The sequence below is a fragment of the Brevibacterium aurantiacum genome, from assembly GCF_003932995.1.
In the GTDB taxonomy this organism is placed as follows: Bacteria; Actinomycetota; Actinomycetes; order Actinomycetales; family Brevibacteriaceae; genus Brevibacterium; species Brevibacterium aurantiacum.
In genome coordinates, this window is sequence record NZ_CP025333.1 from 2,670,178 (window position 1) to 2,696,339 (window position 26,162).

Annotated in this window: 25 protein-coding genes; 5 read left to right on the forward strand and 20 right to left on the reverse strand. The window is 63.4% G+C overall.

The window, feature by feature from the left end:
* The first annotated feature begins 175 nt into the window (after positions 1-175).
* The gene (locus tag CXR25_RS12260) at positions 176-2,125 is read left to right on the forward strand and encodes an L-lactate permease (RefSeq protein WP_096162778.1); all 1,950 of its coding nucleotides are present in this window, start codon (positions 176-178) and stop codon (positions 2,123-2,125) included.
* A gap of 100 nt (positions 2,126-2,225) precedes the next feature.
* Here CXR25_RS12260 and CXR25_RS12265 read toward each other — a convergent pair whose 3' ends face one another.
* From CXR25_RS12265 to CXR25_RS12280, 4 genes are all read right to left on the reverse strand, one after another.
* Complete coding sequence (locus CXR25_RS12265; RefSeq protein WP_009882967.1) at positions 2,226-3,872, reverse strand: ribonuclease J; 1,647 nt, start codon at positions 3,870-3,872, stop codon at positions 2,226-2,228.
* Between the two features lie 34 nt (positions 3,873-3,906).
* On the reverse strand, positions 3,907-4,830 hold the full coding sequence (dapA, locus tag CXR25_RS12270) for a 4-hydroxy-tetrahydrodipicolinate synthase (protein WP_069600418.1): 924 nt from the start codon (positions 4,828-4,830) through the stop codon (positions 3,907-3,909).
* Positions 4,831-4,996: 166 nt separating this feature from the next.
* A complete protein-coding gene (locus CXR25_RS12275; RefSeq protein ID WP_069600419.1) occupies positions 4,997-5,701 on the reverse strand; it encodes a TetR/AcrR family transcriptional regulator in 705 nt (234 codons plus the stop codon).
* A gap of 22 nt (positions 5,702-5,723) precedes the next feature.
* Complete coding sequence (locus tag CXR25_RS12280) at positions 5,724-7,691, reverse strand: NADH:flavin oxidoreductase (protein WP_125240594.1); 1,968 nt, start codon at positions 7,689-7,691, stop codon at positions 5,724-5,726.
* 207 nt (positions 7,692-7,898) lie between these two features.
* On the opposite strand from CXR25_RS12280, the gene CXR25_RS12285 reads away from it, so the two are divergent.
* Entirely contained in the window at positions 7,899-8,471 is a 573-nt protein-coding gene (locus CXR25_RS12285) for a hypothetical protein (RefSeq protein WP_125240595.1), read from the forward strand.
* An 8-nt stretch (positions 8,472-8,479) separates the two neighbouring features.
* Here the strand turns inward: CXR25_RS12285 and CXR25_RS12290 are convergent, their stop codons facing one another.
* Both CXR25_RS12290 and ypfJ read right to left on the reverse strand, forming a co-directional pair.
* The gene (locus CXR25_RS12290; RefSeq protein WP_125240596.1) at positions 8,480-8,863 is read right to left on the reverse strand and encodes a cupin domain-containing protein; all 384 of its coding nucleotides are present in this window, start codon (positions 8,861-8,863) and stop codon (positions 8,480-8,482) included.
* Between the two features lie 147 nt (positions 8,864-9,010).
* Positions 9,011-9,889 (reverse strand): KPN_02809 family neutral zinc metallopeptidase, encoded by an 879-nt coding sequence (gene ypfJ, locus CXR25_RS12295; protein ID WP_096177836.1) that lies wholly within the window; start codon positions 9,887-9,889, stop codon positions 9,011-9,013.
* A 48-nt stretch (positions 9,890-9,937) separates the two neighbouring features.
* Here ypfJ and CXR25_RS12300 point away from each other — a divergent pair, with 48 nt between their 5' ends.
* The 3 genes from CXR25_RS12300 to CXR25_RS12310 all read left to right on the forward strand — a co-directional run bounded on the left by CXR25_RS12300 (position 9,938) and on the right by CXR25_RS12310 (position 12,213).
* Positions 9,938-11,245 (forward strand): heparan-alpha-glucosaminide N-acetyltransferase domain-containing protein, encoded by a 1,308-nt coding sequence (locus tag CXR25_RS12300; RefSeq protein WP_125240597.1) that lies wholly within the window; start codon positions 9,938-9,940, stop codon positions 11,243-11,245.
* A gap of 88 nt (positions 11,246-11,333) precedes the next feature.
* Positions 11,334-11,786 carry a bleomycin resistance protein gene (locus CXR25_RS12305; protein WP_069600425.1) on the forward strand — a complete coding sequence of 151 codons (453 nt, stop codon included), beginning with the start codon at positions 11,334-11,336 and terminating at the stop codon, positions 11,784-11,786.
* Between the two features lie 10 nt (positions 11,787-11,796).
* Positions 11,797-12,213 carry a VOC family protein gene (locus CXR25_RS12310; protein ID WP_083248770.1) on the forward strand — a complete coding sequence of 139 codons (417 nt, stop codon included), beginning with the start codon at positions 11,797-11,799 and terminating at the stop codon, positions 12,211-12,213.
* 106 nt (positions 12,214-12,319) lie between these two features.
* On the opposite strand, the gene CXR25_RS12315 is transcribed toward CXR25_RS12310, so the two are convergent.
* From CXR25_RS12315 to truB, 14 genes are all read right to left on the reverse strand, one after another.
* Positions 12,320-12,778, reverse strand: a complete 459-nt coding sequence (locus CXR25_RS12315; protein WP_069600426.1) for a tetratricopeptide repeat protein — start codon at positions 12,776-12,778, stop codon at positions 12,320-12,322.
* The gene (gene dapB / locus CXR25_RS12320; RefSeq protein WP_096157237.1) at positions 12,778-13,527 is read right to left on the reverse strand and encodes a 4-hydroxy-tetrahydrodipicolinate reductase; all 750 of its coding nucleotides are present in this window, start codon (positions 13,525-13,527) and stop codon (positions 12,778-12,780) included. Before dapB ends, CXR25_RS12315 begins: the two co-directional genes overlap by 1 nt.
* Before the next feature lie 81 nt (positions 13,528-13,608).
* The gene (locus tag CXR25_RS12325) at positions 13,609-14,154 is read right to left on the reverse strand and encodes a GNAT family N-acetyltransferase (protein ID WP_096167174.1); all 546 of its coding nucleotides are present in this window, start codon (positions 14,152-14,154) and stop codon (positions 13,609-13,611) included.
* 124 nt (positions 14,155-14,278) lie between these two features.
* A complete protein-coding gene (locus CXR25_RS12330; RefSeq protein WP_069600429.1) occupies positions 14,279-14,905 on the reverse strand; it encodes a superoxide dismutase in 627 nt (208 codons plus the stop codon).
* Positions 14,906-15,062: 157 nt separating this feature from the next.
* Entirely contained in the window at positions 15,063-16,721 is a 1,659-nt protein-coding gene (locus CXR25_RS12335; RefSeq protein WP_125240598.1) for a thiamine pyrophosphate-binding protein, read from the reverse strand.
* 70 nt (positions 16,722-16,791) lie between these two features.
* On the reverse strand, positions 16,792-17,970 hold the full coding sequence (locus CXR25_RS12340) for a glutamate dehydrogenase (RefSeq protein ID WP_125240599.1): 1,179 nt from the start codon (positions 17,968-17,970) through the stop codon (positions 16,792-16,794).
* A gap of 107 nt (positions 17,971-18,077) precedes the next feature.
* Positions 18,078-18,695, reverse strand: a complete 618-nt coding sequence (locus CXR25_RS12345; protein WP_096162794.1) for a TetR/AcrR family transcriptional regulator — start codon at positions 18,693-18,695, stop codon at positions 18,078-18,080.
* Positions 18,696-18,777: 82 nt separating this feature from the next.
* A complete protein-coding gene (locus CXR25_RS12350) occupies positions 18,778-20,049 on the reverse strand; it encodes a M16 family metallopeptidase (RefSeq protein WP_125240600.1) in 1,272 nt (423 codons plus the stop codon).
* Positions 20,050-20,117: 68 nt separating this feature from the next.
* Positions 20,118-22,337, reverse strand: a complete 2,220-nt coding sequence (locus CXR25_RS12355; RefSeq protein ID WP_069600434.1) for a polyribonucleotide nucleotidyltransferase — start codon at positions 22,335-22,337, stop codon at positions 20,118-20,120.
* A gap of 418 nt (positions 22,338-22,755) precedes the next feature.
* Complete coding sequence (rpsO, locus tag CXR25_RS12360; protein WP_009882989.1) at positions 22,756-23,025, reverse strand: 30S ribosomal protein S15; 270 nt, start codon at positions 23,023-23,025, stop codon at positions 22,756-22,758.
* A 93-nt stretch (positions 23,026-23,118) separates the two neighbouring features.
* Positions 23,119-24,057 carry a bifunctional riboflavin kinase/FAD synthetase gene (locus tag CXR25_RS12365; RefSeq protein ID WP_069600435.1) on the reverse strand — a complete coding sequence of 313 codons (939 nt, stop codon included), beginning with the start codon at positions 24,055-24,057 and terminating at the stop codon, positions 23,119-23,121.
* A gap of 73 nt (positions 24,058-24,130) precedes the next feature.
* Positions 24,131-24,502, reverse strand: a complete 372-nt coding sequence (locus CXR25_RS12370; RefSeq protein WP_096160595.1) for a hypothetical protein — start codon at positions 24,500-24,502, stop codon at positions 24,131-24,133.
* On the reverse strand, positions 24,492-25,142 hold the full coding sequence (locus CXR25_RS12375) for a hypothetical protein (protein WP_096167186.1): 651 nt from the start codon (positions 25,140-25,142) through the stop codon (positions 24,492-24,494). The genes CXR25_RS12370 and CXR25_RS12375 overlap by 11 nt, the downstream gene beginning before the upstream one ends.
* A 97-nt stretch (positions 25,143-25,239) precedes the next feature.
* Positions 25,240-26,157, reverse strand: coding sequence for a tRNA pseudouridine(55) synthase TruB (truB, locus tag CXR25_RS12380; RefSeq protein WP_096167188.1), 918 nt, complete (start codon positions 26,155-26,157; stop codon positions 25,240-25,242).
* Positions 26,158-26,162: the final 5 nt, after the last annotated feature.

Below are 26,162 nucleotides of genomic sequence, written 5' to 3' on the forward strand. Positions count from 1 at the left end.
TTTCACTAGTGCATCGCTGATCGCTGGCAACGGGGTTTAGCCTGCGAAACTTTCACATCGTGAAATTTATTGTTCACACAACGAAAAGAATAGGAGGTGATGCACATCTCGTCAAACGCTTCCCTCGAGGTGAGACGCAGGATTCCCTTGACGGTACAACAATCCACCAGGCACGATGAAGCCAGGTACTTCGTTTGCGGAGTCGGCACCACATCGTCTGCTGATCAACCGATCAGAGATGGGCGGACTCCTCGACCAAGCGGCAACGATGCCGCGGATCGGATTCACGATGGACAACCTCGCTGTCGCGGCGCTTCTTGCGCTCGCCCCCATCCTCCTGGCTGGAATCCTGCTCATCGGGTTTCGCTGGCCCGCGAAATATGCCATGCCGATCGGCCTGGTCGCTGCCGCACTCGTCGCGAACTTCGCGTGGCAGATCGACTGGGTGACGATCAGCGCTTCGGTGGTCCAAGGCCTGCTCACCGCGATCGGGCTGCTGTGGATCGTCTTCGGCGCCCTCCTGCTCCTGGCCACCGTCACACGATCGGGAGCAATCCAGACGATTCGCGCCGGCTTCGTCTCGATCTCTCCGGATCGACGTGTCCAGGTCATCATCATCGCCTGGCTCTTCGGTTCCTTCATCGAAGGCGCAGCCGGCTTCGGCACACCCGCCGCAGTGGTTGCACCGCTGCTGCTCGCCCTCGGCTTCCCCGCCATCGCAGCGGTCCTCGCCGGTCTCATCATCCAGTCCACACCGGTGAGCTTCGGTGCTGTGGGAACACCCATGATCGTCGGAATCGGCACCGGGCTGTCGAAGGAAGACGGCAGCATGTCTGCCGATGTCGCGGCAAGAGCGTCCGAACTCGGTCTCAGCCAATCCGAATTCATCGCCCACACTGCCGCCCAGGTCGCCCTCATGCACGGCATCTGCGGAATCCTCATCCCGCTTCTGCTGTCCTGCCTGATGACCGGATTCTTCGGCCGCAACAGGCGCTTCGCCGACGGTCTGGCGATCGCGCCGTTCGCTATCTTCTCGGCCCTGGCCATGATCGTGCCCTACCTCCTCGTGGCCAACCTGCTCGGGCCTGAATTCCCCTCGCTCATCGGCGGCCTCGTCGGTTTGGCGATCGTGGTCTCGGCCAGCAAAGCCGGATTCCTCATGCCGAAGAAGACCTGGGACTTCGCCCCGCGTGAGATGTGGCCCAAACACTGGATGGGCACCGTGGACCCGGCCGATGAGGCAGCGGAGCTGACGAAGAAGATGTCGATGATCCGCGCGTGGTCGCCCTACCTCATCGTCGTCGCGCTCCTGCTCTTCACTCGCAACGTGCCCCCGGTCAAGGAATTCCTCACCGGGCCTGCCGTCATCAAGGTCAAGGAGATCTTCGGCACCGCGATCAGTTCGGATATGGACCTCCTGTGGTCCCCGGGCTTCATCTTCGTCATCGCCTGCCTCTGCACCTATCTCATCCACCGGATGACCGGCTCTCAGATCGCCGGCTCGTGGAAGATCGCAGGTTCGCAGATCGCCGGCGCCGCCGTGGCGCTGCTGTGTTCACTGCCCTTGGTGCGCGTGTTCATCAACTCCGGCAGCGACTACAACGCCTCCGGTTTGGACTCGATGCCGGTGACCCTCGCCGAGGCGGCCGCGAGTACCGTCGGCAGCGGCTGGCCGCTGTTGGCTCCGTTCGTCGGTGCCCTGGGCGCCTTCGTCGCCGGTTCGAACACGGTCTCGAACATCATGTTCTCGCAGTTCCAGTTCTCCACCGGATCGGCGATCGGGGCTGCCAGTCCCGAAACGGTCGTCGCCGCGCAGGCCGTGGGCGGAGCGGCCGGAAACATGGTCGCCGTCCACAATGTCGTCGCCGCCTCGGCGACGGTCGGTCTGGTCGGGCGTGAAGGAGAGCTCATCAGGCGCACCTCCATTCCGATGCTCGTCTACTCCCTGACCGCCGGTGCTCTGGCCTTCATCGGCATCAACGGACTCGGGTTCAATTCGGGAACGATCGTCTTCGGTGCAGTCCTTGTGGGACTCATCGTTGCCGTCGTCCTCGCCCGGAAGTCACCTGGCAAGGAACTCGTGGCCGAGACGCCACGACCCAAGGAGAAGGCAGTCGAGGACTGAGGCGACGACCTCCGGCCGGGCCCTGAGATGCACTTCGCCCGCGGTGGACCCTCCTGTGAGGGTTACCGCGGGCGAACTGTATGTGCGTGGTCGAACGAACTCAGACGATGACGACCATGGGGACGATCATCGGCTTGCGACGCAGCTTCGAGGACGCCCAGCGTCCCACCGTGCGGCGTACGACCTGCTGCAGCTGGTACTGGTCCGTCGTTCCGTCCTTGAGGGCGTCTTCGACGGCCTTGGTGACCTTCGGCATGATCGAGTCGAAGACCGAATCGGATTCGGCCACACCGCGGGCATGGATCTCGGGCCCGGCGATGAGGGACTTGGTCTGGCTGTTGATGGCCATGAAGATCGTGACGAAGCCTTCGCCGGAGAGCACGAGACGGTCCTTGAGGTCCGCCTCGGTGATCTCACCGACCGAGGAGCCGTCGACGAAGACGAAGTTGCAGTCCACTGCACCCACAACCTCGGCGTGGCCGTCCTTGAGGTCGACGACCCAACCGTCATCGGCCAGGACGATGTTGTCCGGGTTCACTCCGGTCGCCTCGGCGTGCCTGGCGTTGGCCAGCATGTGTCGCCATTCACCGTGGACGGGCATGACGCCGCGCGGCTTGACGATGTTGTAGCAGTAGAGCAGCTCGCCGCCGGAAGCGTGTCCGGAGACGTGGATCTTGGCGTCTGCCTTCGAGATGACGTTGGCGCCCAGCTTCATCAGCCCATTGATGACCTTGAACACTGAGTTCTCGTTGCCGGGGATGAGCGAGGAGGCGAGGATGACGGTGTCGCCGTCGCCCACCTCGACGCGGTGGCTGCGGTTGGCCATGCGTGAGAGCGCGGCCATCGGCTCACCCTGCGAACCGGTGCACATGAGCACGACCTGGTCATCGGGGAGTTTGTCGACCTCTTTGATGTCGATGAGGGCACCGCGCGGAACCTCGAGGTAGCCGAGGTCTTCGGCGATCTTCATGTTGCGCACCATCGAGCGACCGACGAGGGCAACCTTGCGGCCGTGCGCGTCTGCGGCGTTGAGCACCTGCTGGACGCGGTGGATGTGCGAGGAGAACGAGGCGACGATGATGCGACGCTCGGCGTGACCGAAGAGGTTCTCGAGAACCGGTCCGATGTCCTTCTCCAGGGCGGTGAACCCGGGGACCTCGGCGTTCGTCGAGTCCGTCATGAACAGGTCCACGCCTTCTTCGCCGAGGCGGGCGAAGGCGCGCAGGTCAGTGATCCGGCCGTCGAGAGGGAGCTGGTCCATCTTGAAGTCGCCGGTGTGGAGGATATTTCCGGCGCCGGTGCGGATGAAGACCGCGAGGGCGTCGGGGATCGAGTGGTTGACGGCGACGAACTCGAGGTCGAAGGGACCGAGCTGATCGACGTCGTCTTCCTTGACCACACGGGTGATCGGCTTGATCCGGTGTTCCTTGAGCTTGGCCTCGATGAGCGCGATCGTCAGCTTCGAGCCGAGGATCGGGATGTCGGCCCGCCGGCGCAGCAGGTAGGGAACGGCACCGATGTGGTCTTCGTGGCCGTGGGTCAGCACGAGGCCGACGATGTCGTCGAGACGATCATCGAGGTAGGCGAAGTCGGGAAGAATGAGGTCGACGCCGGGCTGATCCTCTTCGGGGAAGAGGACGCCGCAGTCAACGATGAGCAGCTTGCCGTGGTACTCGAACACGGTCATATTGCGTCCGACTTCGCCGAGGCCGCCGAGCGCGACAATGCGGACGGCTTCTGCGTCCATCTTCGGCGGAAGCTTCAATTCTTGGGTCAATGCATTATTCACTGAGGTAACCACTCCTGGTCAATTGGGCGGTCACGAGCGCCATCTGCTCTTCGTCTGCTGGGAGCAGCGGCATTCGCGTTCCGCGGTTGTCGAGTATTCCTTGGGCCTGCAATGCGGCCTTGGCCGAGATGACTCCCGGCATGTGATTCATGAGCGCGTCGACCATGTCTGCTGTTTCATGGGCAATCGCGCGAGCGGTGGTGAGGTCGTTGTTCGCCACGGCGGCGACCATCTCGGCGAACCTCGGTGTGCAGACGTGGCCGGCAACGGAGACCACGCCGAGTGCACCGAGAGCCAGCAGCGGAAGGTTGAGTGCGTCCTCGCCCGAGTAGTAGACGAGGGAGCTGCGGTTCATCACCTGCGCCGAGGCGAAGAGGTCGCCCTTGGCGTCCTTGACCGCGAGGATGTTGGGGTGATCGGCCAACCCGAGGAGGGTCTCCGTTCTGATGGGCACACCGGAGCGGCCCGGGATGTCATAGAGCATGACGGGAAGATCGGTCGAGTCGGCGGCCGCGCGCATGTGAGCGGCGATCGCCGGCTGCGTCGGCTTCGAGTAGTAGGGGGTGACGATGAGGATGCCGTCGGCACCGGCCGCAGCCGAACGCTTGGACAGATCGATGGTGTGTGCGGTGACGTTGTTGCCGGTGCCCGCAATGATCTTCGCGCGGTCTCCGATGACTCCGCGGACGACCTTGAGCAGCTCGATCTTCTCATCGTCGGTCGTCGTCGGTGATTCGCCGGTGGTTCCGGACACGACGAGCATGTCGTTGCCGAGGTCGACGAGGTGGTTCGCCACCTTCTCCACGGCAGGATAATCGATGGTTCCGTCGTCCTTGAACGGCGTCACCATCGCCGTACCGACAGTACCGAACGCATCAATCGCAGCGGCTGCTGCGCTGTCACCGAGAATCGCCATACGAAAAGGATACCGCGCACAGTCCACGACTGCGGCAGTGGCTGTGCGCGCGCCACGAGTGCATTGTCTCTTCACCGGCGCCAGCGCGCGCCCGCAAGCCGCTCATCGGCGGCGTGGAAGGCGTTCGCCCGGGGCGTTGCCGGGCGTTGCGGCAACGAGAGACAGATCACACCACTCGGGTTCGGCGCTTTGCGACGCTGTCGCCGTTGGGGCTGTCGCTGCTGCCGCTACTGTCACTGCCGTCGCTGCTGCCGTCACCGCCGTCGATACCCAACAGCGCCCTGGCGATGAGTTCGAGGGAGGCGGCGATCCGAACAGGTGTGGCAGCGCTGCGTCCGGCGGCCACGGCAAGATCGAAGCCGTCGATGACTGCGACGAGGGTGTCGACGATGAGATCGACGTCCGCCTGCGGCCGGAAACTTCCGTCGTCGATGCCGGCGGTGATGAGTTCCCGGAAGTGGGCGCCCCATTCTGTGAAGACGGCATCGACCGGGGCTCGGAGATAGTCGTTGCGGCCGGAGCCTGCGACGAGTTCAATCCACACCTGGGATCGCCGACGCAGATCGGCGATTCGCGGCACGGCGTGCAGACTCGCCTGCAGCTTCTCCCCCGCAGTTCCCGGCACGTGGGACAGAGCCGCGATGGCGGAGACGACGGAGCTGCTGTGGGCCGAGAATGCTTGGACGAGCAGCTCGTCACGGGAACCGAAGTAGTACTGCACTGTGCCCACGGAGACTCCGGCCACCTCGGCGATGTCCTTCATCCGCACTGCCTCCACACCGCGGTGCCCGATCTGGTCGATGGCGGATTCGAGGATGGCGCTGCGTCGGATCGCAACCTCGGCGGCGCCGTATTGGGGACGCGGGGTCATGGGACTTCCACCTGCTCGCAGCTCACGAGACCATGGCCAGGCTGTTCGCAGCCTCGAGTCCTTCGAACACTGCTTCTTCCACTGTCCGCGGGGCCAGGGCATCGCCTATGGTGTGAACGCTCGCGGACCCGAAGTCGAGATCGGGGATCACGGACTGCGGGGCGCCGGAGACGATCGTGGCGGCCACGCCGTCGACCTCGTGGACGATCTCGCACAGCGTGGACTGCAGGTACCCGGTCTCAGCGTCGACGCCGACGAGGCGTGCGTCGTTGACGAAGTCGACTCCGGCCCGCAGAGCCTGAGACATGAGCAGTGTGCGTGTGTACTGCTGGATCGCGGCGCCCGCGAAGTTTGCCGCGGTCGCCAGGGTCACCGGCACGCGGGCTTCGGCCAGACGCAGTGCGATGCCCAGGCCGATCCAGTCGCCCTTCCAATCGGTGACGAGCACGCGGCCTGTGGGCAGAATCGGCTGGGTGTTCAGATAGTCCCGGGCCCCGATGACGAATGCCCCGTCGTCAATTTCAATGTGCGGCATGCGCTGTTTGGCACCGGTCGCGACGATCACGTGCTCGGGGGCCACCTCGTCGAGGATCTGCTGGGTCACCGTGGTCGACGTGCGGATGTCGACGCCGGCTCGTTTCGCCTCGGCGCTCAGGTTCGTCGCCGCTCCCCCGAATTCGGACCGATAGGGCAGCTCCTGGGCCAACAGCACGGCCCCGCCGAGGTGGGGCTCGCGTTCGCAGAGGACGACGTCATCTCCGGCTTCGGCTGCCACCGCTGCCGCCTTGAGTCCGGCTGGTCCGCCGCCGATGACGAGGACCCGGCGTCGGGTTCTCACTCTGGGTCTGGGCAGGAACGTCAGCTCCCTGCCGGATTCGGGGTATTGGATGCAGGAGATGGGCACGCCCATCTGGAAGTGTCCGATGCAGGCCTGGTTGCAGCCGATGCAGGCTCGGATCTCGTCCACGGCATCGCGGCCGGACTTGTTCGCGATCTCCGGGTCGCAGATCATCGCCCGGGTCATGATCGCCATGTCGGTGCGGCCCTCGGCGATGGCTTTTTCCGCCTCGTGGGGCTGATTGATCCGCCCGGCGACCATGACCGGTTTGTCGGTGATCTTCTTGACCTGCTCGGACAGGCTTGCTGCGTAGGCCGGGTCGATCTGCATCGAGGGCACGATGTGCACCGCACCCTGCAGGGTCGACGAGTCTCCGGCGGTAATCGAGAAGTAGTCGAGGCATTCAAGGGAGTCGAGGTGTTCGATGAGGTCGAGGATCTCGGTGGCGACGAGACCGTCCTCGGTCTTCTCCTCCCCCGAGATCCGCAGGCCCACCACCACATCGGGCCCGACCGCTGCGCGCACCCCGGCGACCACCTCGGCGAGGAACCGACGACGGCTGGCCGGACTGCCCCCGTATTCGTCGGTGCGGGTATTGACTCGCGGGTTGAAGAACTGAATGGGCAGGTAGCCGTGGCTGGCCACGATCTCGACGCCGTCGATTCCGGCGTCGGTGATGCGCTTGGCGGCGCTGGCGTATCCGGCAATGATCTCCTTGATCACCTCGGTGCTCAGGGCCTCGGGGACGACCTTGAACCTCTCCTGTGGTGTGTCACTGGGAGCCACAGCCCGCGGGGCCATTCCACGCTCGCCGTCCATGACCTCGCGACCGGGGTGGAAGAGCTGGGCGAAGATCGTGGCACCGTGACGGTGGACCGCCTCGGCGACGGCCCGGTATCCGGGGATCGAGGAATCGTCAGTGGCCATGAGCACATGGTTCGTATACCGGGCGGTCTCGTGGACACCGGAGACTTGGAGGACGATGAGCCCGCACCCGCCTTGGGCTCGCGCCTCGTGGTAGGCGACGAGATCATCGCCGATCGCCCCGTGGTCATCGAGGACAGTGTCGTGGTCCGAGGACACGATGCGATTGCGGATGGTTCGGGTGCCCAGGGTGATGGGTTCGAAGAGGTGCGGGAACAGTGAAGACATGATCATCCTTGATGCATGCGGGTACAGCTGACCCTTTATTCATATCACGGTATGACTAACTTCGGAATAGTGCTTCGAGCATCCGACGGCACACGCTCTCGGCCGCACGGTGGTTGTTCCGCAGACGGTTGTCCAAATAGGATCTGTCCCAGGACGCCCTAGGATTTCGGCGACGAGCACAGGCCTGCACACAGATGTGGAGACGCAATGGACACCATCGGAGAAGAACAGCTGGGACCAGTGAGAGTGGATCTCGGACGCCTCCGCCGATCCGACTGGCCCGGCGCCCTCATCGCCCTCCTCGTCGTCGGCCTCGTCTGCGGCCTCGTCCTCATCATCTTCGGCATCGCCTTCGTCGGCATATGGTTCCTCAGGGACTCCGCTGGAGGCACGCGCGGTTTCGGTGAAGCCGCGCTCTATTGGGGCATCGGCGGATTGTGCGTTGCCTGCGGTGTCTTAGCGCTCCTTGCAGTGACCCTGCGATTCCTGATGACACGGCGATTGAGTGCCACGATCCATGAAGGAGGGCTGGTTCTCGGCCAGTCGTGGTTCAAACGCGTGAGCATCGCCTGGTCACAGGTCGCGGTGATCTCTCCACCCGAACCCGGCTGGAACGACCGCCGCTGCTATATCGTTCTGCACTCAGGCCGCAAGATCCTCGTCGAACGGCTGTCGCTGCCCTCGCTCCGGGACCACTTCGGACAGCTCCTTCCCCATCCCGACACCCGCATTGCGATCGACCACTTCCTCGAGTGGCAGCAGCTACGACGAAACACCTGACCTGCGCCTTAGACGGCCGCCAGGTACTCGGTGCTCCATGGACCGGTAGCGGTACCAATGAGCACGGTATCCTCATCGGCACCGTCGAAGTGCACATCGCCCGCAGGCACATAGAGGAACGACCCTGCCGGGTACGAATCGGCATCATTGAGATCGAACGATGGCCCATAGCCAAGTCGAAGCTCGCCCGATGCTACGTGCAGGTGCGCGGCAGCTATGTGTGAGTGAGGCGCGTCGTAGATACCGGCGGGAATGAAGAACGCGTAGGAAAACATCTCCCCCGCGCTTCGCGTACCGACAAGGGTTGCAGACTTCGTACCGTCATCGTGAGTAATTTCCCAAGGAATTCTATTCGGGTCGAATGCCAGTGCGCCGGGAGCTGAAGTGGTCATATTTCGATGGTAGTTATCGGTCTGTTCCGATAGCGGCGGGATTCGGCCATCGTATTTCCTTGTTCAATGGCCGGCATGTCTTCCGAGCCGCACTCTCGTCGACTGAACTGCGATCGAACAGGGTCAAGGTCCGAGGTCACGGTATGACTAACCGGAGTAGGCCTCGCCGAAGGTGTCGCAGCTGCCGAGACCGTTCTCGTATCCGCTGGTGAACCATTTCTGGCGCTGCTCGCTTGAGCCGTGGGTGAAGGACTCGGGGTTGACGGAGCCCGAGGACTGCTTCTGGATGTGGTCATCGCCGACGACGAAGGCGGCGTTGAGGGCATCGTCGATCTGTTCCTGGTTCGGTGTCTGCAGGTAAGGGGTGCCGTTGTCGTCGGTCAGGGAGGTGACGTCGCCGAGCCATGCCCCGGCGTAGCAGTCGGCCTGTAGTTCGATGCGCACGCCGTTGCTCTCGGCTCCGGTGCCGTTGTTCGGGTGATCGCTCATCGTGCCCGTGATGTTCTGGATGTGATGACCCCACTCGTGACCGACGATGTAGAGCTGGGCGAGCTCGTCGGCAGAGGCACCGAACTGCTGACGCATGATCTCGAAGAAGCTCGGGTCGATGTAGACGCCCTGCTCGGGCGGGCAGTAGAAGGGACCCACCGCATTCGACGCGGTGCCGCACTGAGTTGAGGTCTGACCGTCGACGATGGTCAGCAGCGGAGGCTCGTAGCCGTCGACGTGCTGGGACCAGTAATCGTCGAGGACGACCTGCGCCCCGGCCATCCGGCAGTCGATGGACTTGTTCGCATCTTCGCCCGTGTCACATTGGGCCATCTCTTCGACACCCGAGGACTGTGACGACTGCTCACTGTCGATCACACCTCCCATCAACCCGGTGACGTCGACGCCGAGCAGCGGCCCGATGAGGAAGACAAGGAGTCCGATGACTCCGACGCCGCCACCGCCGACGATGGCGGTGTTGCGTCCTCGTCGGCTGGTCTTATTGCCCGAGATGTCAGCATTCGGATTGAAGGTCATAGCCATAAAGATACAACGGCTTGTCACCTCTCATGTGAGAATCGATGCATGAGCTCTCACCGCTCCCCCACCTCGGCGACTGCTGGGATTGAAACGGTCCGTGATCGCCTGAGCCCCGCCGGCCGACTCATCGGTCTCGATGCCGCACGCGGAATCGCCCTTTTCGCGATGATGGTCACGCACATCTTTGCCCTGTCCGATCCCGAGGGCTTCCCAACCTGGGCCGCTGTGTTCGCGGGCCGGGCCTCGGCACTGTTCGCGGTCCTGGCCGGTTGTTCGCTGGTGCTCTCGACCCGATCACGAATGGCAGCGTCCGGACGTCTGCGCGATGCCGTGCCCAGTGTGCTCATCCGTGCGGGAGCGATCATCGTCATCGGCTTGTGTCTGGGGTCGGTGTCGTCGATGTTGGCTGTCATCCTCGTCAACTACGGGGTCATGTTTGCAATCGCGATGCTGTTCCTGCGCCTGCGCGCGAGGACTTTGTTCATCATCGCCCTGGGCTGGATGGTGCTCAGCCCCGTGCTCTCGATGCTCATCCGCAGTCAGTTCGGGCTGGAGCCGCAGTATTCGTCGATGTCATGGTTCGACTTCGCGACCCCGCTGACGATGCTCCAAGACCTGGTGCTCACCGGCTACTACCCGATTCTGCAGTGGCTGTCCTACATCCTGTTGGGGATGGCTGTTGCCAAGATCGACATCCGCAGCCACCTCATGTCCCTCTTCGCTACCGGCTTCGGGCTGTTCCTCGTCGGCAAGGGAGTCTCCTGGCTGCTCCTCAACATCGCCGGCGGTGGTGACGAGTTGGTGCGAGTTTCGGAGCTGTACGGAACCGATCTCAATGCGGCGCTGTTCACCGGAAGCTATGGGGTGACGCCGACGACCTCGTGGTGGTGGTTGGCGATCGCAGGCCCGCATTCGGGCACACCCTTCGACCTGCTCGCCACGGCCGGGACCGCACTGCTGACCATCGTCTTTTGCCAGTCCTTGGCGTTGCTGTTGGAACGCAGAACTTGGGTGTTGGCGCCACTGACGGCACCCGGGTCGATGCCCTTGAGCGTGTACTCCGCTCACGTCATCCTGCTCGAGATCACTCGCCCGTGGGTCGAAGCCAACCCGATGCTCGGCGGTGAGGCGATGACGCCGCAGGCTGTCGAGTTCGGTCTCCATGCTCTCGTGTTCATCGGGTTCGCCCTGATGTGGAAGCTGGCGATCGGGTCACATGGCCCTCTGGAGGCGGGAGTCGCAGCGGTTATCCGGTCTGCGTCGCCGGTTCAGGGGCCCGTTTCAGTTAGCGGGCCGGATCAGAAGTCAGAGTCAGTGCCGAATTCAAGCTCGAGGCCGGACTCTGACGTGTGAGCTGCAGGGATAATTGACAGTAATTATGCATCGTAAAGTGGCGGCGCGGTACACAGATTGATGATTTGGCCTCTGCGACCATAGGATCATGACCTCTGAGGAATTCGACCCATCGCTCGTGCCCGAACTTCTGGTCAGCAACGTCAGTCGGAGCATCGATTTTTGGTGCGGACTATGTGGATTCGAAATCGCCTACGAAAGGCCCGAAGAGGGCTTTGCTTACATCACACGTGGATCTGCGCACATCATGCTTGAGCAAAAAGGCATAGGCCGCAACTGGGTCACAGGCCCTTTAGAGCGTCCGTTCGGAAGAGGCATCAACTTCCAGATTGCGGTGCCAAGCATGGGACCCATCGAGAAAGCTCTTAACCGAGCTTCCTACCCCCTATTTATGCCACCCGAAACAAAGTGGTACCGCATCGGCGACTTCGAGGAAGCCGGAGTGCGCCAGCTCCTCGTCACCGACCCAGACGGGTACCTCGTTCGGTTCCAGGAGCCACTCGGGCGGCGGACTCCTCAGCAGGTGCGAGACAGTGTGTGAGACTTGCCGAATGACTGGTTTTCATCACGTCGAAGTCTGGATCACCAATCTCGAAGAGGCTGTCAACGAGTGGGGATGGCTATTGAACCGACTCGGATTCATTCTGGAGAACTCATGGGAAGAGGGACAATCGTGGGCAATCGGAAGTGCGTACCTGACATTGACGACATCACCGAACACGACTGCAACGGCCCATGATCGGAGACGTCCCGGCGTGAATCATCTCGCGTTCAAAGCAGGCAGTCCCACCAGCGTCGATTCGATCATGTCCGACGCGCCAGTACACGGTTGGAGACCTCTCTACCATGATCGCTACCCCCATGCTGGCGGCCAGGATCACTACGCTGGGTGGCTAGAAAACACAGCTGGCTTCAAAGCCGAAGTCGTTGCAGAACAAGTCCCTCACACAAGGGAGTTTCTTTCCTAGTCGCCGATACAAAGGACGTGAGACGTCGGCCGCCAGGGCGCACGTTGTCCACATTGCACTGGCAGAACTTCGGCGTTCATTGTTGAAGCTCACAGCTCAGGCCCCGCTAAGAATTCTGCTTCACGCCCGCCCGATACATATTGACCGCTTTACGCATCGTTGATCGGGCGCGCTTGCGGTCTCCGCACGCATCGTAGGCGCAGGAGAGACGGAACCATGAGCGCCAGTCGTCGGGCGCGGCTTCGGCTTCGGCCTGGTACTGACCGAAGGCTTCGTCGGCGGACTCGCGGATGATCTTCCCGCCCGGTGTGCGCGGCAGGTCATCGACGGGCAGTCCGCCCTCGGACTTCAGAATGCGTGCCAGCTTCTCCGTCCGTGCACCGAACATGAGTTCGACGACCAGGGTCCAGGCCCCGATGAGTGGCAGGACGAAGAGGGCGATGCCCATCAGGCGGGGCACGAGGTCGGGTTCGCGGACCAGTATCCATGCTCGATGTCCCATGAGGACGAAGTAGAAGACGAGCACCACTGAGACGACGATCGCCCCGATTTTGCCTTTGGACATCAGAGGTCGAGCATATTCTCGAGGCCGTGCACCAGACCGGTGTACTCGGAGATCGAGCGCACAGCGGTGAGGATTCCCGGCATGAACGCCGAGGTGGAGTGAGAGTCCGTGCGGATCGTCAGGGCTTCGCCGTCGGAGCCGAAGTGGATCTCCTCATGCGCATTCATGCCCTGCTGGCGGATAGCGTGTACGTGGATGCCGTCGATGACGGCGCCTCGGGCCCCGTGAGGATCGCTCTCGGTCGAGTCGGGGACCTGCGGCAGGCCGGCCGCATTGCGGGCGGCGGCGATGCGCTGGGCCGTGTGGTTAGCGGTGCCTGAGGGAGCGTCAAGCTTACGAGTATGGTGGATCTCTACCACCTCGGCGGAGTCGAAGTACGGTGCGGCCAGTTCCGCGAACCGCATCGCCAGGACAGCGCCGATCGAGAAGTTCGGGGCAATGAGGACGGCGGTGTCTGCGTGCTCGCTGAGCAGGGTCTCGAGGCGGGCGAGACGCTCGTTGTCCCAGCCGGTGGTACCGACGACGGTGTCGATGTCATGCTCGACGAGGAAGCGCACATTGTCTTCGGTCGACTTCGGGACAGTGAGCTCGACCGCAACGTCGACGTTCTTTTCAAGCAGAGTCTCCAAGGAGTCGCTGCTGCCCAGAGCCGCGACGAGTTCGAGGCCCTCGGCTTCGGTGATGGCGTCGACAGCTTGGGCGCCCATTCGGCCCTGTGCTCCGATGACGGCTACTCGAATCGCATTCATAAGTTCTGACTCCTTGCTCGACGATCTCCGCAGGCCAGTCTAACGACTCTCACTGCTGCCACCGTCATCAGGTGATGTGATTCAGAACGTCACCAAAGGCAATCGGTGGCCCTGAGGTCGTGGATCCCCGGCCAGTCGAGCAGATTCCTCTGTGTCATAGCGGGCCCCGTCGTAGAGCAGCCGTTCGCGCTGTCGGCCTTCGACGATGAATCCGGCGCTCTCGGCCACCGCAGCCGATGCCGGATTGTTCACGCGGTAGCCCAACTCGAGGCGATAGATGCCCAGCTCATCATGCAGATGATCGACGAGGCTGCGCAGGCCGGCTGCGGCGAGGCCCTGACCGCGAGCGTCCGGGGCCAGCCAATAGGAGATCCAGGCGGTCGAATGTTTCCCATCGATGGCTGTCGCCATGACATTGCCGACCGGCGTGTGGTCACCGGCCACAATGGCGAGGGCAACCGTGGACCCGCCTGCTTCTGCTGTGCGGGTTCCTTCAAGCCATTCCTGGGCGCCAGTCAGCGACGGATCATCGGGAATGTTGCTAAGAAGATCCGCATCGGCCCGGGCGTAGATCTCTGCGAGGGCAGCAGCATCATCACGGCGCCAACGTCTGAGGAATTCGTCCATGCGCCCAGCGTAGCGAGGCCCGAGCCAACTGAGCTCTCAGCTGGCTCAACTGAGCCACCCGGACATGACAACGGCGGCCCCGCCGCAATGGGTCGGAGCCGCCGTTGTGGGGTCTGTACGGCTATCAGCCGAGCAGGAGGCCCTTGGTCTGAGACACGGCGCGGTCGAAGCGTGCACCTGCATCTGCCCAGTTCACGATGTTCCACCAAGCCTTGACGTAGTCAGGCTTGACGTTCTGGTAGTCGAGGTAGAAGGCGTGCTCCCACATATCGAGCTGGAGAACCGGGGTTCCGCCGAGCTGGATGTCCGACTGCTGGTCCTTGAGCTGTTCGATGAAGAGGTTTCCACCGAGCTGATCGTAGACGAGCACGGCCCAGCCGGAGCCCTGGATCGTGGTGGCTGCCGTGGTGAAGTGCTCACGGAACTTGTCGAAGGAGCCGAACTGGTCGTCGATCGCTGCTGCGAGTTCGCCGACGGGCTTGTCGCCACCGTCTGGAGACATGTTGTTCCAGAAGATCGAGTGGTTGACGTGTCCGCCGAGGTTGAACGCGAGGTCGCGGGTCAGCTTCGGCACGTTGGCGAGGTTTCCGCTTTCGCGGGCTTCTGCCAGCTGTTCAACAGCGGTGTTGGCACCCTTGACGTAGGTTGCGTGGTGCTTGTCGTGGTGCAGCTCCATGATGCGAGCCGAGATGTGCGGCTCAAGTGCGGAGTAGTCGTAGGGCAGTTCCGGAAGGACGTACTGCTCAGCCATGAAATTCCTCCTGAAGAGAATTGATGTCCGCCAAGTCGGCGGCTTCATTTCGACCCTATAGCAGGGTCTCATCTCGAACAACACGGCCAATGCGGGGTCTATTCCAGATGACGCCATGTGACCTCGGAAAATATCGTTTCACCACGGAAATGAGTCCTCACCGCATGATCTCGGAGGCACCGAGCATGTCCGTGGCCGCGCGGGAATCTTCGGTGATGTGGATCAGCGTGGGTCCCGCGAAGTCTTCGGCCTGTTTCAGAGCCGTCACAAGCTGCTCCTGGGTCTCGATGTGGAGACCGCGAGCCCCCATCGATTGAGCCAGGGCCGGAAAGTCAGGGCCCAGGAGTGCCACACCTGCGGGAGTGTCGCCGCGGTCGGCCATCTCGTTGCGGATCTCCCCGTACCCGCCGTTGTCGACGATGATCAGTGACAGTGATACTCGCGCCTGCACTGCCGCTGCGAGTTCGGCGATCGTGAACATCGCCCCTCCATCGCCTTCGATCGCCACAACCCTGGCTGAGGGCAGGGCGAGTTTCGCACCGATCCCGGCGGGCAGGCCGTACCCGAGGGTTCCCGCGCCTGCCGGGTAGAGGAAGCGGTCACCTCGGCGTGCCATCCATCCGGTCTGGACTCCGTAGTAGCAGCACATCGTGGAATCCGCGGCGACGATGACGGGTGATGTCGCCGAGGCGGTGTAGTCGTTGAGTCCACCGCACAGCTGTGCCCATGGAGCGCCTTCTTCTTTGGCTGCGGCCGTGATCGTGTCCTGCCAGCCGCGCAGCCATTCGACTGCTGCCCGTGAGTGGCCGCTCGACCTGGTCTGGTGCAGCTGGTGTGTCAACGCGATCGTCGCGTCGGTGGCATCGGCTGGAATCGGGTGGGTGACGCGTGCGTTGCGCAGCATCTGCACCTCGTCGAGGTCGATGCGTACGACGGTGTGCGGCAGTGGCAGCGGTTCGGGCCAGAAATCGCTGGGAGCCAGTTCGGTGCCGATGGCCACCACCGCGTCGGCGGCGCTGAGCACCTCCGGCAGCGCTTCGAGGACTCCGATGGCGCCGAGGTTGTTCTCGAACTCATCGTCGATCGTGCCCTTCGCGTTCGAGGACAGGATGACCCCGGCCCCGAGCACCCGGGAGAGCTCTTCGATCTCGGCTCCGGCACTGCGGGCCCCGGCCCCGACGATGAGGAGGGGACGCTGGGCACCGGCCAGCACCTCGGCGGCGGACCTGATCGCGGAGGGTTCGGGGCTGGGATGGGGGCGGGTCACCGCCGGGTGGGTCCACCCGGGTCCAGTGGCCTCGATGAGGTCGAGTGGGATTTCGATGGACGCGGGGCGAGTGCGTCCGGTGCGCATGCGCGAGAGGGCCTGTCCGACCGCCAGCGACACCTCCCCGGGGCTGGTCACCCGGTGGCTGTCGCCGAGGACGGCTTCGATGGCTTGGCTCTGGTTGCGCACCTCGTGGAGGAGCCCGTTGCCGCGTCCCGGGTGGGTCAGCGGCATGCCGGGGCTGATGAGCAGGACTGGAACCGAGTCGGTGAAGGACTGCAGCAGGGCGGTCAGCGCGTTGAAGACCGCCGGTCCCGTCGTCGTCACGACGACCTGCACCGCTCCGGTGACGCGGGCAGCACCGTCTGCCATATATCCGGCGCCCTGCTCATGCCGCGGCGAGACGATGTCGATTCCCTCGGCCGCCAGCTGCGCGAAGATCTCAAGGTTGTGGGTCCCGGGGATCCCGAAGACACGCGTGATGCCCTCGGCCCTCAGCGCACGAGCCAAGTGCGCCCCGCCGGTGATCTCTGCCTGTTCCTCTGTCATCGTGACTCCTTCACGCCGTCGCCGTCATTGTCGCTGCCATCATTGTCGCTGCCGTTGCGGTCGCTGCCGCTCACTGGTTCCAGCGTTCCGACCTGGGGTCGGCCTGGAGCACTTCAAGATTGGCGTCCACGAGCGACTGTGCCGCCTGACGGGGTGTGATGCCCTGACGCCCGGCATCACTGAGCACCTGAGTCGTGAGTTCGCGCAGGGTCTGGGTGACCATGGTCCGGCTGTCCTCCCAGCTGCCATCGACGTCGCCGAAGGTCACCCACCACCACCAGGCATTCGTTGCGGAATTCGCGAGGAAGTCGGGAACGACGGTGACCCCGCGAGCTCGCAGCTGTTCCTCGGCCTCAGGGAGCACCGGCATGTTCGCAGCCTCAACGATGAGCGAAGCAGCAATGGCCGCACAGTTCTCACTGGTGATGGCGTAACTGACTGCGGCGGGCACCAGCACATCACAATCGGCGCCCAGCCAGCCTCCGCGATCGCCGTCGCGGTCCTCGGGCCGCAGTGCGGCTCGGTCGATGCCGCCGAAGGGGTCACGCGTGGCCAGGAGGGCTTCGACGTCGAGGCCGGCCGGGTTGGACACGAATCCGTCGGCATCGGCGATGCCCACGATGGTCACCCCCGCCTCGGCGAGGAATCGGGCGCTGGCTCCGCCCATGGATCCGAATCCCTGGATCACTGCGCTCGCAGCTGCCGGGTCCCGTCCTTCGGCCTCGAGTGCGGCGATCACCGAGGTGGCCACCCCGAGTCCGCCGACGAGTTCGTCCTGCCCCACACCGCCGACGATCGTGGAGAAGGCCGTGGCTGCCCGGGCTTCGGCCTCCTTCGGATCGTCCAGCAGCTTCTCCACAGCGCTCAGCCCGCTTCCGAGCTCATGGGAGGCGAGGATGTCATCGATATCGTTCTGGCGGACCCCCAGGTCCTCGCCGAGGGCCCAGTAGGCACGCATGATCGGGTTCATGTCAACGAGGAAACGTTCGAGGACGTCCTTGGCTCCGGGAGCACGCGGGTCGAAGTCGATGCCGCCCTTGGCACCGCCGACTGGAACGTAGTGCCGTCCCTCGCGCAGGTGGATGGCTTCCTTGCGCGTCATCCCCTGGGCCAGGCCACGGACCTCTTCGAGGGTGCACCCCTTTCGCATCCGCAGGCCGCCCGAGGCGGTTCCCCTCACAAGGGTGTCGATGACGACGAATCCGTGTGTTCCGGTGATCGGATCCTGCCAGGTGATGTCCATGAACATGTCGCTCCCAAGGATTTAACTGAATCGCTGTTCAGTAAGGTTCAGGACACCAGTCTGACCGCCCCGGCACAGCGCCGTCAAGAAAGGTGCGATGACGAGTTCTGGGCTCAGTCCAGTTCGCGCGAGACGAATGCGTCGACCCAGTCCGACAAGGTCGCAGGAGACACCGTTTCGGGGTTGATGATGAGTTGGACCGCGAGCCCGTCGAGATAGGCCAGGATCCGTGTGGCGCTGCCCTCGGCCACGTGAGCCGAAGACCCGTCGGCGAGGTCTGCTGCGTGGGCGCACCGGAACTCCCCTGCTGCGAGGCCGGCGACGATGAGCTCTGACAGGATCGTCTTCCATTCGCGGTCGAGTGCGGCGAACGTCGATCTCACCTCGTCGTCGAAGAGTCCGGCGGACCACCCGTCGATCCAGATCTTCCAGCTCCGCGTAGACCCGGACGGCATGTACCACCGGACCACGTCACTGAGCCTGTCCCGGGCCGGCTTCCGCCCGGCGGCGAGTCGGTGGGCGCGGTAGAGGTCGTTCTCCCCCGCATGTGCGAAGGCCGCGGCGACGAGCGCTTCCTTCGTCACGAAATGGTAGATGACCAGGCTCGGACTCAGGCCCAGCCGCGCGGCCACGTCGGCGACTCGGAGGGTGCGCAGACCGGTGCTCTCGATCTCCTCCACGGTCGCCGCCAGGATCTCCTCCCGACGCACCGATGCGCTCTTCCGCGACATGACCCTCACCTTCACACAGACAGAAATGGCTGTACAACAAGTCTCTTGCTGTACAGCCATTCTAGTTCCAGCGCCGTGAGGCTCAGCGCAGGACGACGTCCGTCTGAGGTCCCACAAGCGACAGCGACTTCGGTCGGCTCAGCAGGTCACCGGCCATCGTCGTCACCTGTTCGGCCGTGACCGAGCGGACTCGTTCGATGAGGTCGAGCGGAGCCTCGAGTGCGATTCCAAAGATCTCGGATCTGGCCAGGCGGTTCATCCGCGCGGCCGAGGATTCGAGCCCGAGTACCATTGATCCCGAGAGCTGGGAGACGATCGCGTCGAGCTCCGAGCGGCTCGGTGTCTCCTGTGCCAGTCGATCCCATTCGGCCAGGGCCAGATCGATCACGGCCTGTCCGTTCTCCGGTGTGCAGCCGGCGTAGATGCCGAACGTGCCGAAATCGGTGAACTGGCTGGCCACACAGTTGACGGCATAGGCGAGGCCGCGTTCTTCACGCACACTCTGGAAGAGGCGTGAGGACATGCCACCGCCGAGCATCGTCAGCAGCACCGAATAGACGAAGCGATCCGGGTGTCCTTCCTCCAGACCTTCACAGCCGAGCAGGATTCCCAGCTGCTCGGTATCTTTGGCCGTGTGTGAGCGTCCCGAGTGGAACGTCGGCACCTCACGTGCCCCGCGACCGGTCGCGCCCGACGCGTTCACCGCCGACGACCCGGAGGGTGCGACGCTGTCCCATGTGTGCGCGCCGGCCGCTGAGCCGACACAGGCCTCGGCCAAGGCATCCTCGACCATCCGCAGAACCTCGTCGTGGGTGGCACCGCCTGCTGCGGCGATGACCAGCCGTGGAGGAACATAGGTCGTCGAATGGTGCTCGAGCAGCGTGTGATGGCCGAGCACCCGGATCTGGTCCTTGGTCGCACCCACGGGTCGTGCCAGCGGGTGGTCGCCGAAGATGAGTTCGTCGAAGTCATCGAAGAGGACGTCACCGGGATCGTCGGCGGACATCGCCAGCTCTTCGATGATGACGCCGCGTTCACGTTCGAACTCCTCGGCGTCCAGGTTCGAGTTGGAGACCATGTCGACGAGCAGAGAGGTGATGTCGGCTAAGTCTGTGACGAGGCACCGGGAGTAGTAGCAGGTGAGTTCCTTGGCCGTGATGGCGTTGGAGTCTCCCCCGGTCCGGTCGAAGGCCGCTGCGATCGTCTTCGCGTCCTTCGTCGCCGTTCCCTTGAAGAGCATGTGCTCGAGGAAATGGGTCGATCCTGCGGTCTCGGTCGATTCATCGCGCGAACCTGCCGCGACCCAGATGCCGATCGTCTCCGACGCCAGCCCGGGCATGTGTTCAGTGGTCACCGTTAAACCACCGGGGAGGACAGACCGATCGATTCGGCTGCCCTCCCCGGTGTGAGAATCCTTGAGTATCAGTTGTCTGATTCCTCTTCTGTCTCTTCGTCATCGTCGCTCACGGGCGAGAGTGACAGCTTGCCGCGGTCGTCGATCTTCGTGATCTCGACCTGGACCTTCTGGCCGACTCCGACGACGTCTTCGACGTCCTCGACGCGCTTGCCATCGTTGAGCTTGCGCAGCTCGGAGATGTGCAGCAGTCCGTCCTTGCCCGGTGTCAGGGAGACGAATGCGCCGAAGCTCATCGTCTTCACGACGGTGCCGAGGTAGCGTTCGCCGACCTCAGGCACCTGCGGGTTGGCGATGGCGTTGATCATCGAACGGGCAGCCTCGGCGGACTCACCGTCGGTGGCGCCGATGAGCACGGTTCCGTCGTCTTCGATGCTGATGTCAGCGCCGGTGTCTTCCTGCATCTGGTTGATCATCTTGCCCTTGGGTCCGATGACCTCGCCGATCTTGTCGACGGGGATGTTCACCGAGATGATGCGCGGAGCAGTCGGAGCCATCTCTGCCGGAGCGTCGATGGCCTCGGCGATGACGTCGAGGATGACCATGCGTGCTTCGTAGGCCTGCTTGAGTGCGGCACCGAGCACCGAGGCCGGCAGGCCGTCGAGCTTGGTGTCGAGCTGGATCGCGGTGATGAAGTCACGCGTACCGGCAACCTTGAAGTCCATGTCGCCGAAGGCATCTTCGGCGCCGAGGATGTCCGTCAGTGCCGCGTATGCGGTCTGGTCACCGGAGTCGGTGGAGATGACATCGGAGACGAGTCCCATGGCGATGCCTGCGACGGGAGCCTGCAGCGGCACACCGGCCGAGAGCATGGCCAGTGTCGAAGCGCAGACCGAACCCATCGAGGTCGAACCGTTGGATCCGAGAGCCTCTGAAACCTCACGGATGGCGTAGGGGAAGTCCTCGCGCTTGGGCAGAACCGGCACGAGTGCACGTTCAGCCAGTGCACCGTGTCCGATCTCGCGGCGCTTCGGGCTGCCCACGCGACCGGTCTCTCCGACCGAGTAGGGCGGGAAGTTGTAGTGGTGCATGTAGCGCTTCGTGGTCACTGGCGACAGCGAATCGATGTGCTGTTCGAGCTTGAGCATGTTCAGCGTGGTGACACCCAGGATCTGGGTCTCTCCGCGCTCGAAGATGGCCGAGCCGTGGGCACGTGGGATCACGTTGGTCTCTGCGGTCAGCGGACGGATGTCCTTGAGTCCACGACCGTCGATGCGGATCTGCTCGGTGAGGATGCGCTTGCGCACAACTTGCTTGGTCAGGGCGTTGAGGGCCCCACCGATCTCCTTCTCGCGGCCGGCGAAGCGTTCGCCCAGCTTCTCGAAGAGCTCAGTCAGCAGAACTTCGCCTGCTGCTTCGCGCTCCTGCTTGTCAGCGATCTGGAAGTTCTCGGTCTGCTTGGCTTCGGCGAGTTCACGCACTGCTTCGTAGACGTCGTCCTGGTAGTCCTTGAAGACAGGGAATTCGACGGTCGGCTTGGCGGCGCTGTCGGCCAGCTCCTGCTGGGCACGGCAGAGTTCGCTGATGAAGGGCTTCGCTGCTTCGAGTCCCTCGGCCACGACCTCTTCGGTCGGTGCGGGGGCGCCGGTCTTGATGCGATCCATGGCGTTGTCCGTGGCTTCTGCCTCGACCATCATGATCGCAACGTCGTCACCGACGACACGGCCGGCGACGACCATGTTGAAGACGGCATCGTCGAGCTGCGAATGGTTCGGGAAGGCAACCCACTGGCCGTCGATGAGTGCGATGCGCACGCCGCCGATGGGGCCGGAGAAGGGCAGTCCGGAGAGCTGAGTCGACATCGAGGCCGCGTTGATGGCCAGCGCGTCGTAGATGTGGTCGGGGTGGATCGACATCACTGTGACGACGACCTGGACCTCGTTGCGCAGTCCCTTCACGAAGGAGGGACGCAGAGGACGGTCGATGAGGCGGCAGGTCAGCACTGCGTCGGTCGAGGGGCGTCCCTCGCGGCGGAAGAACGAACCGGGGATGCGGCCCGCGGCGTACATGCGCTCTTCGACGTCGACGGTCAGGGGGAAGAAGTCGAAGCCCTCACGGGGGTGCTTGCCGGCCGAGGTGGCCGAGAAGAGCATGGTTTCGTCATCGAGGTAGGCGACGGCGGAACCGGCGGCCTGCTGTGCGAGGCGGCCTGTTTCGAAGCGGATGGTGTGTGAACCGTAGCTGCCATTGTCAATGTGCGCTACGGCGGATTCAGGGTTGAGTCCCACGTATTCTCCTTGTAAGTAACCGGTACGCGGACACCTTCGAAGTCCGAAGGCGGAAAGCCCGCGCCAATCCGGTGGATATTGACTTGGACATCCCATGGATCCAAGCCGGTCATCGATCGGGGCCCACGGAACCGGCGTATGTCTGCCCGTTCTTCCGGAGGCCACTACCGAGGACCGAAACGTCCATGGCATGATTGTCCGCTTCGAAGTCTACCGCAGTTGCCTCATTGAGCCATCGAGACGCATGCCACCCGGGCCTGCCGCTTAGAATCGACCTGTTCGAAGAGACGGAGAATCGACCTGTCTGAGAAGACGAAGAAGCGCCCTGCATGATGCAGGACGCTTCGTTTCGTCTGAGGAGGCTTAATCGAACCGGTGTCAGTTCGTCTGAGCCGCACTCAATGTCAGGGCGCTGGTCTCAGCGACGCAGACCCAGGCGCTTGATGAGCGAGCGGTAACGCTCGATCTCGACGCGCTGCAAGTACTTGAGCATACGACGACGCTGACCGACGAGGAGCAGCAGGCCACGACGCGAGTGGTGGTCGTGCTTGTGATCCTTGAAGTGCTCGGTAAGCTCGGTGATCCGGCGGGTCAGCAGCGCAACCTGGACCTCGGGAGAACCGGTGTCGCCCTCGTGAGTTGCATATTCCTTGATGACTTCTTGCTTTTCAGCAGTACTGAGAGCCATGGACTTCTCCTTTAAGATCGTTGCGCGGCGCCGAGACCTGTCAGTCTCAGCACTATCGAACCGCGGCCGGTGAAAACGGCAACGTTCAGTTTATCAGGTGTGGAGCACCTCGCGCACATCGGCAATATCCTCGTGCATCTTCACAACGAGTTCGTCCATGCCGGTGAACGTGACCTGCCCACGGATGCGCGAGACGAATTCGAGAGTCATGTGCCTGCCGTAGACGTCGAAATCGCCGAATTCCTTGTCGAGCACGTGTGCTTCGACCCGACGAACGCTGCCTTCGAAGGTGGGGTTGGTTCCAATGGAGATGGCTGCGGGGTACGGCTGCGCATCGTCTGAGAAGGTCGCCCATCCGGCGTAGACGCCATCGGCGGGAATGAGGCCTTCGGCGTCCTCGGACAGGTTCGCCGTGGGGAATCCGAGGTCGCGGCCTCGAGCGTCGCCGTGGACGACGGTTCCCTCAACCCGGTGGTATCGACCCAGCTGATCAGCAGCCTCGGCGACATCACCGGCGACGATCTGCTCACGGATACGCGAGGAGGAATATCGTCCCCCGCGTCCGACCTCTTCGATCGTCTCCGTCCGAAATCCGAATTTCTCGCCGAGGTGGCGCAGGGTTTCGATGGTGCCCTCGTTGTCCTTGCCGAAGCGCACATCATCGCCGACGACGACGATCTCGCAGGCCAGTGCCTCAACGAAGTAGGTGCGCACGAACTCCTCGGCACTCTGGGAGGCGAAGTCGAGATCGTAGTGCTGGACGAACAGGGCGTCGATGCCGGTGTCGGCGATGAAGTCGGCCTTCTGTTCGGTGCTCGTGATCATGAGCGTGGGCTCGCCCGTGCCGTGGACCGTGCGCGGATGCGGGTCGAAGGTCATCGCCACGGAGCGCAGTGAACGATCGGCCGCCAGCGCCGCCACCGCTTGGAGAACGGTTTGGTGGCCGCGGTGGACCCCGTCGAAGTTGCCCAGGGTCACGACGGTGCCGACATCGCCGGCCCCGACCTCATTCAGTCCGTGATAAAGCTCCACTCGACGTTTGCTCCTTCCGTGCACCGGATCAGGTTATCTCAGAGATGTTCTCACTTGCTAACCCACGTACGCCTCAGGAGATGACGGCCCAGCCGATCACGCCGATGAGGGAGGCGATTGCGATGGAGACGAAGGTTCCGATGATGAATCGCTCACCCGCAGCGGACGAGGATTTGATCTCGGCGAAGCGGCCGAGTCCCTTGACCGCGACGACGACGGCCATCAGCTCGGGTCTGCCCAGGACGATGGCCCCGGCGATGAGGGCACGTTCGACGATGCCGATCCACATGCCCCCGCGCAGGACCTCGATGTCTTCACTGCCGGTGCGACTCGGCTTCGAGCCGAGCCCGTCGTGCGTCATCCGCAGAAACAGCGGCACGAGCGGATAGCCGCCGCCTGCCGCAACGATTGCCGCGAGGACCGCGATGAGTACGTCAAACCACATGGTCACCTGCCTGGGAGTCGTCCTTCGCGCCGTCGCCTAGATCATGGCTGCCCAGGCCCGCCTCCACCTGGTTGAGGTGGAAGGTCGACAGGGCGCAGGCGCCTTCGATGAGCTCGACCCCGCCTGGGGAGAGCACTCGCGAGACCGCCTGCTGGGAGACGTCGAAGTGTGCGGCGATGTCGTTCTGGGTGGCGTCGGGATGGTCGAGTCGACGGTCGATGTAGCGACGGGATTGGGGTCGAATGTTCTCAAACGTCCAGATCAGCAGTCGCAGGGCGCTTTCGGCCAGACTCGCATGGTTTGCGCTCGGGTCGACGACCAGATTGGCAGGAGCGTTCTTCGCTGCTTCGACTGCACGCCTGGCAGCGTAGAAGGCCTCTCCCCTGCCCTCGGCAGTTGATGTGGGAAGTGGATTCTCGACCGAGCCGATTCCGATGCCGATGTGCCACTCGGCCTGTGCGGCCAGCAGGCGTACGGCGAGTGTCACCTGCTCGGGTGAGTCGAGAACGCCTTGGACCTCATCGCCGATCGTGCGCTCGAAGCCCAGTCGGGTCTCAACCCGGCTCAGGAGTTCGAGCACCTCGGGCACACCATCGGTGCGCTCACGAGATCCTCGCTGATCGATGGTCATGACGTACATGACTCAAGTACACCAAACCCCGGGGAAGAAAACAAGTGTTTCGCTTGTAATCATTGAATACAAGTGTATTAGTTGTATCTACGCGTAATAGGCGAATCTAGGCGAGGTCGATGGCGAAAGCCGTCTGGGACTTCAGCACTCCCCCGGCCCTCACCTCGGCGATCGAGACGAGCTCTTCGTCGCAGATCACGACGACTTCACCGCTCTCCTGCGGGCTTCGGTCGGTGGTCACGGTCTTGCCCTGCATGAGTGCCTTTGCCTCACCGGCGTCGACGTGCACGGACGGAAGCAGGGTCCGGGCCACCTCGGCGAGCGATGTCAGTGCGGGCGCTGCGGTGTCGAGATCCTCGGGGATCGTGACGGCATCGTCGATGCCGAAAGCGCCCACACGGGTGCGCCGCAGGGCGGTGAGATGACCATAGACGCCGAGGTTGCCGCCGAGATCGCGCGCCAGGGCACGAACATAGGTTCCCGACGAACAATCGACTTCGACGTCGACATCGATGTGGCCCTCCGAGACGGAGTAGCGGGTGCCGAGGATGGAGAACCGTGAGATCTCGACCCTGCGTGCCTTGAGCTCGACTTCTTCACCTGCGCGGACTCGGGCGTAGGAGCGCTGCCCGTTGACCTTGATCGCGGAGACGGCGCTGGGAACCTGGTCGATGGGACCGGTCAGCGCAGAGACGCCCTGGGCGATTCGGGTATCGGTGACGGCAGACAGCGCCGAGGCTTCGGCGAAGAGATCCGGCTCCGAGTCCGCGTCATCGGTCGGCGTCGCCGAGCCGAGGCGGATAGTGGCCAGGTAGGTCTTGGACACACCCGTGATGTAGCCCAGAAGTTTGGTCCCGCGACCGAGGCCGAGAACGAGGACGCCGGTAGCCATCGGATCGAGGGTTCCGGCATGCCCGACCTTGCGGGTGCCGTACCAGCGCCGAATCCGTGAGACGACGCCGTGGGAGGTCAGGCCTTGGGGCTTGTCACAGACAAGGACGCCCTGTGGGGAAGTATCGCTCACGCGTC

Coding starts and splice junctions, on each gene's coding strand:
- CXR25_RS12310 (WP_083248770.1), top strand. CDS start 11,797: ATGACTGGTTTTCATCACGTCGAAGTCTGGATCACCAATCTCGAAGAG.
- dapA (WP_069600418.1), bottom strand. CDS start 4,830: ATGGCGATTCTCGGTGACAGCGCAGCAGCCGCTGCGATTGATGCGTTC.
- CXR25_RS12300 (WP_125240597.1), top strand. CDS start 9,938: ATGAGCTCTCACCGCTCCCCCACCTCGGCGACTGCTGGGATTGAAACG.
- CXR25_RS12370 (WP_096160595.1), bottom strand. CDS start 24,502: ATGTGGTTTGACGTACTCATCGCGGTCCTCGCGGCAATCGTTGCGGCA.
- CXR25_RS12345 (WP_096162794.1), bottom strand. CDS start 18,695: ATGTCGCGGAAGAGCGCATCGGTGCGTCGGGAGGAGATCCTGGCGGCG.
- CXR25_RS12340 (WP_125240599.1), bottom strand. CDS start 17,970: ATGTTCATGGACATCACCTGGCAGGATCCGATCACCGGAACACACGGA.
- dapB (WP_096157237.1), bottom strand. CDS start 13,527: ATGAATGCGATTCGAGTAGCCGTCATCGGAGCACAGGGCCGAATGGGC.
- rpsO (WP_009882989.1), bottom strand. CDS start 23,025: ATGGCTCTCAGTACTGCTGAAAAGCAAGAAGTCATCAAGGAATATGCA.
- CXR25_RS12375 (WP_096167186.1), bottom strand. CDS start 25,142: ATGTACGTCATGACCATCGATCAGCGAGGATCTCGTGAGCGCACCGAT.
- CXR25_RS12305 (WP_069600425.1), top strand. CDS start 11,334: ATGACCTCTGAGGAATTCGACCCATCGCTCGTGCCCGAACTTCTGGTC.
- CXR25_RS12315 (WP_069600426.1), bottom strand. CDS start 12,778: ATGTCCAAAGGCAAAATCGGGGCGATCGTCGTCTCAGTGGTGCTCGTC.
- CXR25_RS12260 (WP_096162778.1), top strand. CDS start 176: ATGAAGCCAGGTACTTCGTTTGCGGAGTCGGCACCACATCGTCTGCTG.
- CXR25_RS12335 (WP_125240598.1), bottom strand. CDS start 16,721: ATGACAGAGGAACAGGCAGAGATCACCGGCGGGGCGCACTTGGCTCGT.
- CXR25_RS12285 (WP_125240595.1), top strand. CDS start 7,899: ATGGACACCATCGGAGAAGAACAGCTGGGACCAGTGAGAGTGGATCTC.
- CXR25_RS12275 (WP_069600419.1), bottom strand. CDS start 5,701: ATGACCCCGCGTCCCCAATACGGCGCCGCCGAGGTTGCGATCCGACGC.
- CXR25_RS12330 (WP_069600429.1), bottom strand. CDS start 14,905: ATGGCTGAGCAGTACGTCCTTCCGGAACTGCCCTACGACTACTCCGCA.
- CXR25_RS12265 (WP_009882967.1), bottom strand. CDS start 3,872: ATGGACGCAGAAGCCGTCCGCATTGTCGCGCTCGGCGGCCTCGGCGAA.
- CXR25_RS12325 (WP_096167174.1), bottom strand. CDS start 14,154: ATGGACGAATTCCTCAGACGTTGGCGCCGTGATGATGCTGCTGCCCTC.
- CXR25_RS12290 (WP_125240596.1), bottom strand. CDS start 8,863: ATGACCACTTCAGCTCCCGGCGCACTGGCATTCGACCCGAATAGAATT.
- CXR25_RS12280 (WP_125240594.1), bottom strand. CDS start 7,691: ATGTCTTCACTGTTCCCGCACCTCTTCGAACCCATCACCCTGGGCACC.
- ypfJ (WP_096177836.1), bottom strand. CDS start 9,889: ATGACCTTCAATCCGAATGCTGACATCTCGGGCAATAAGACCAGCCGA.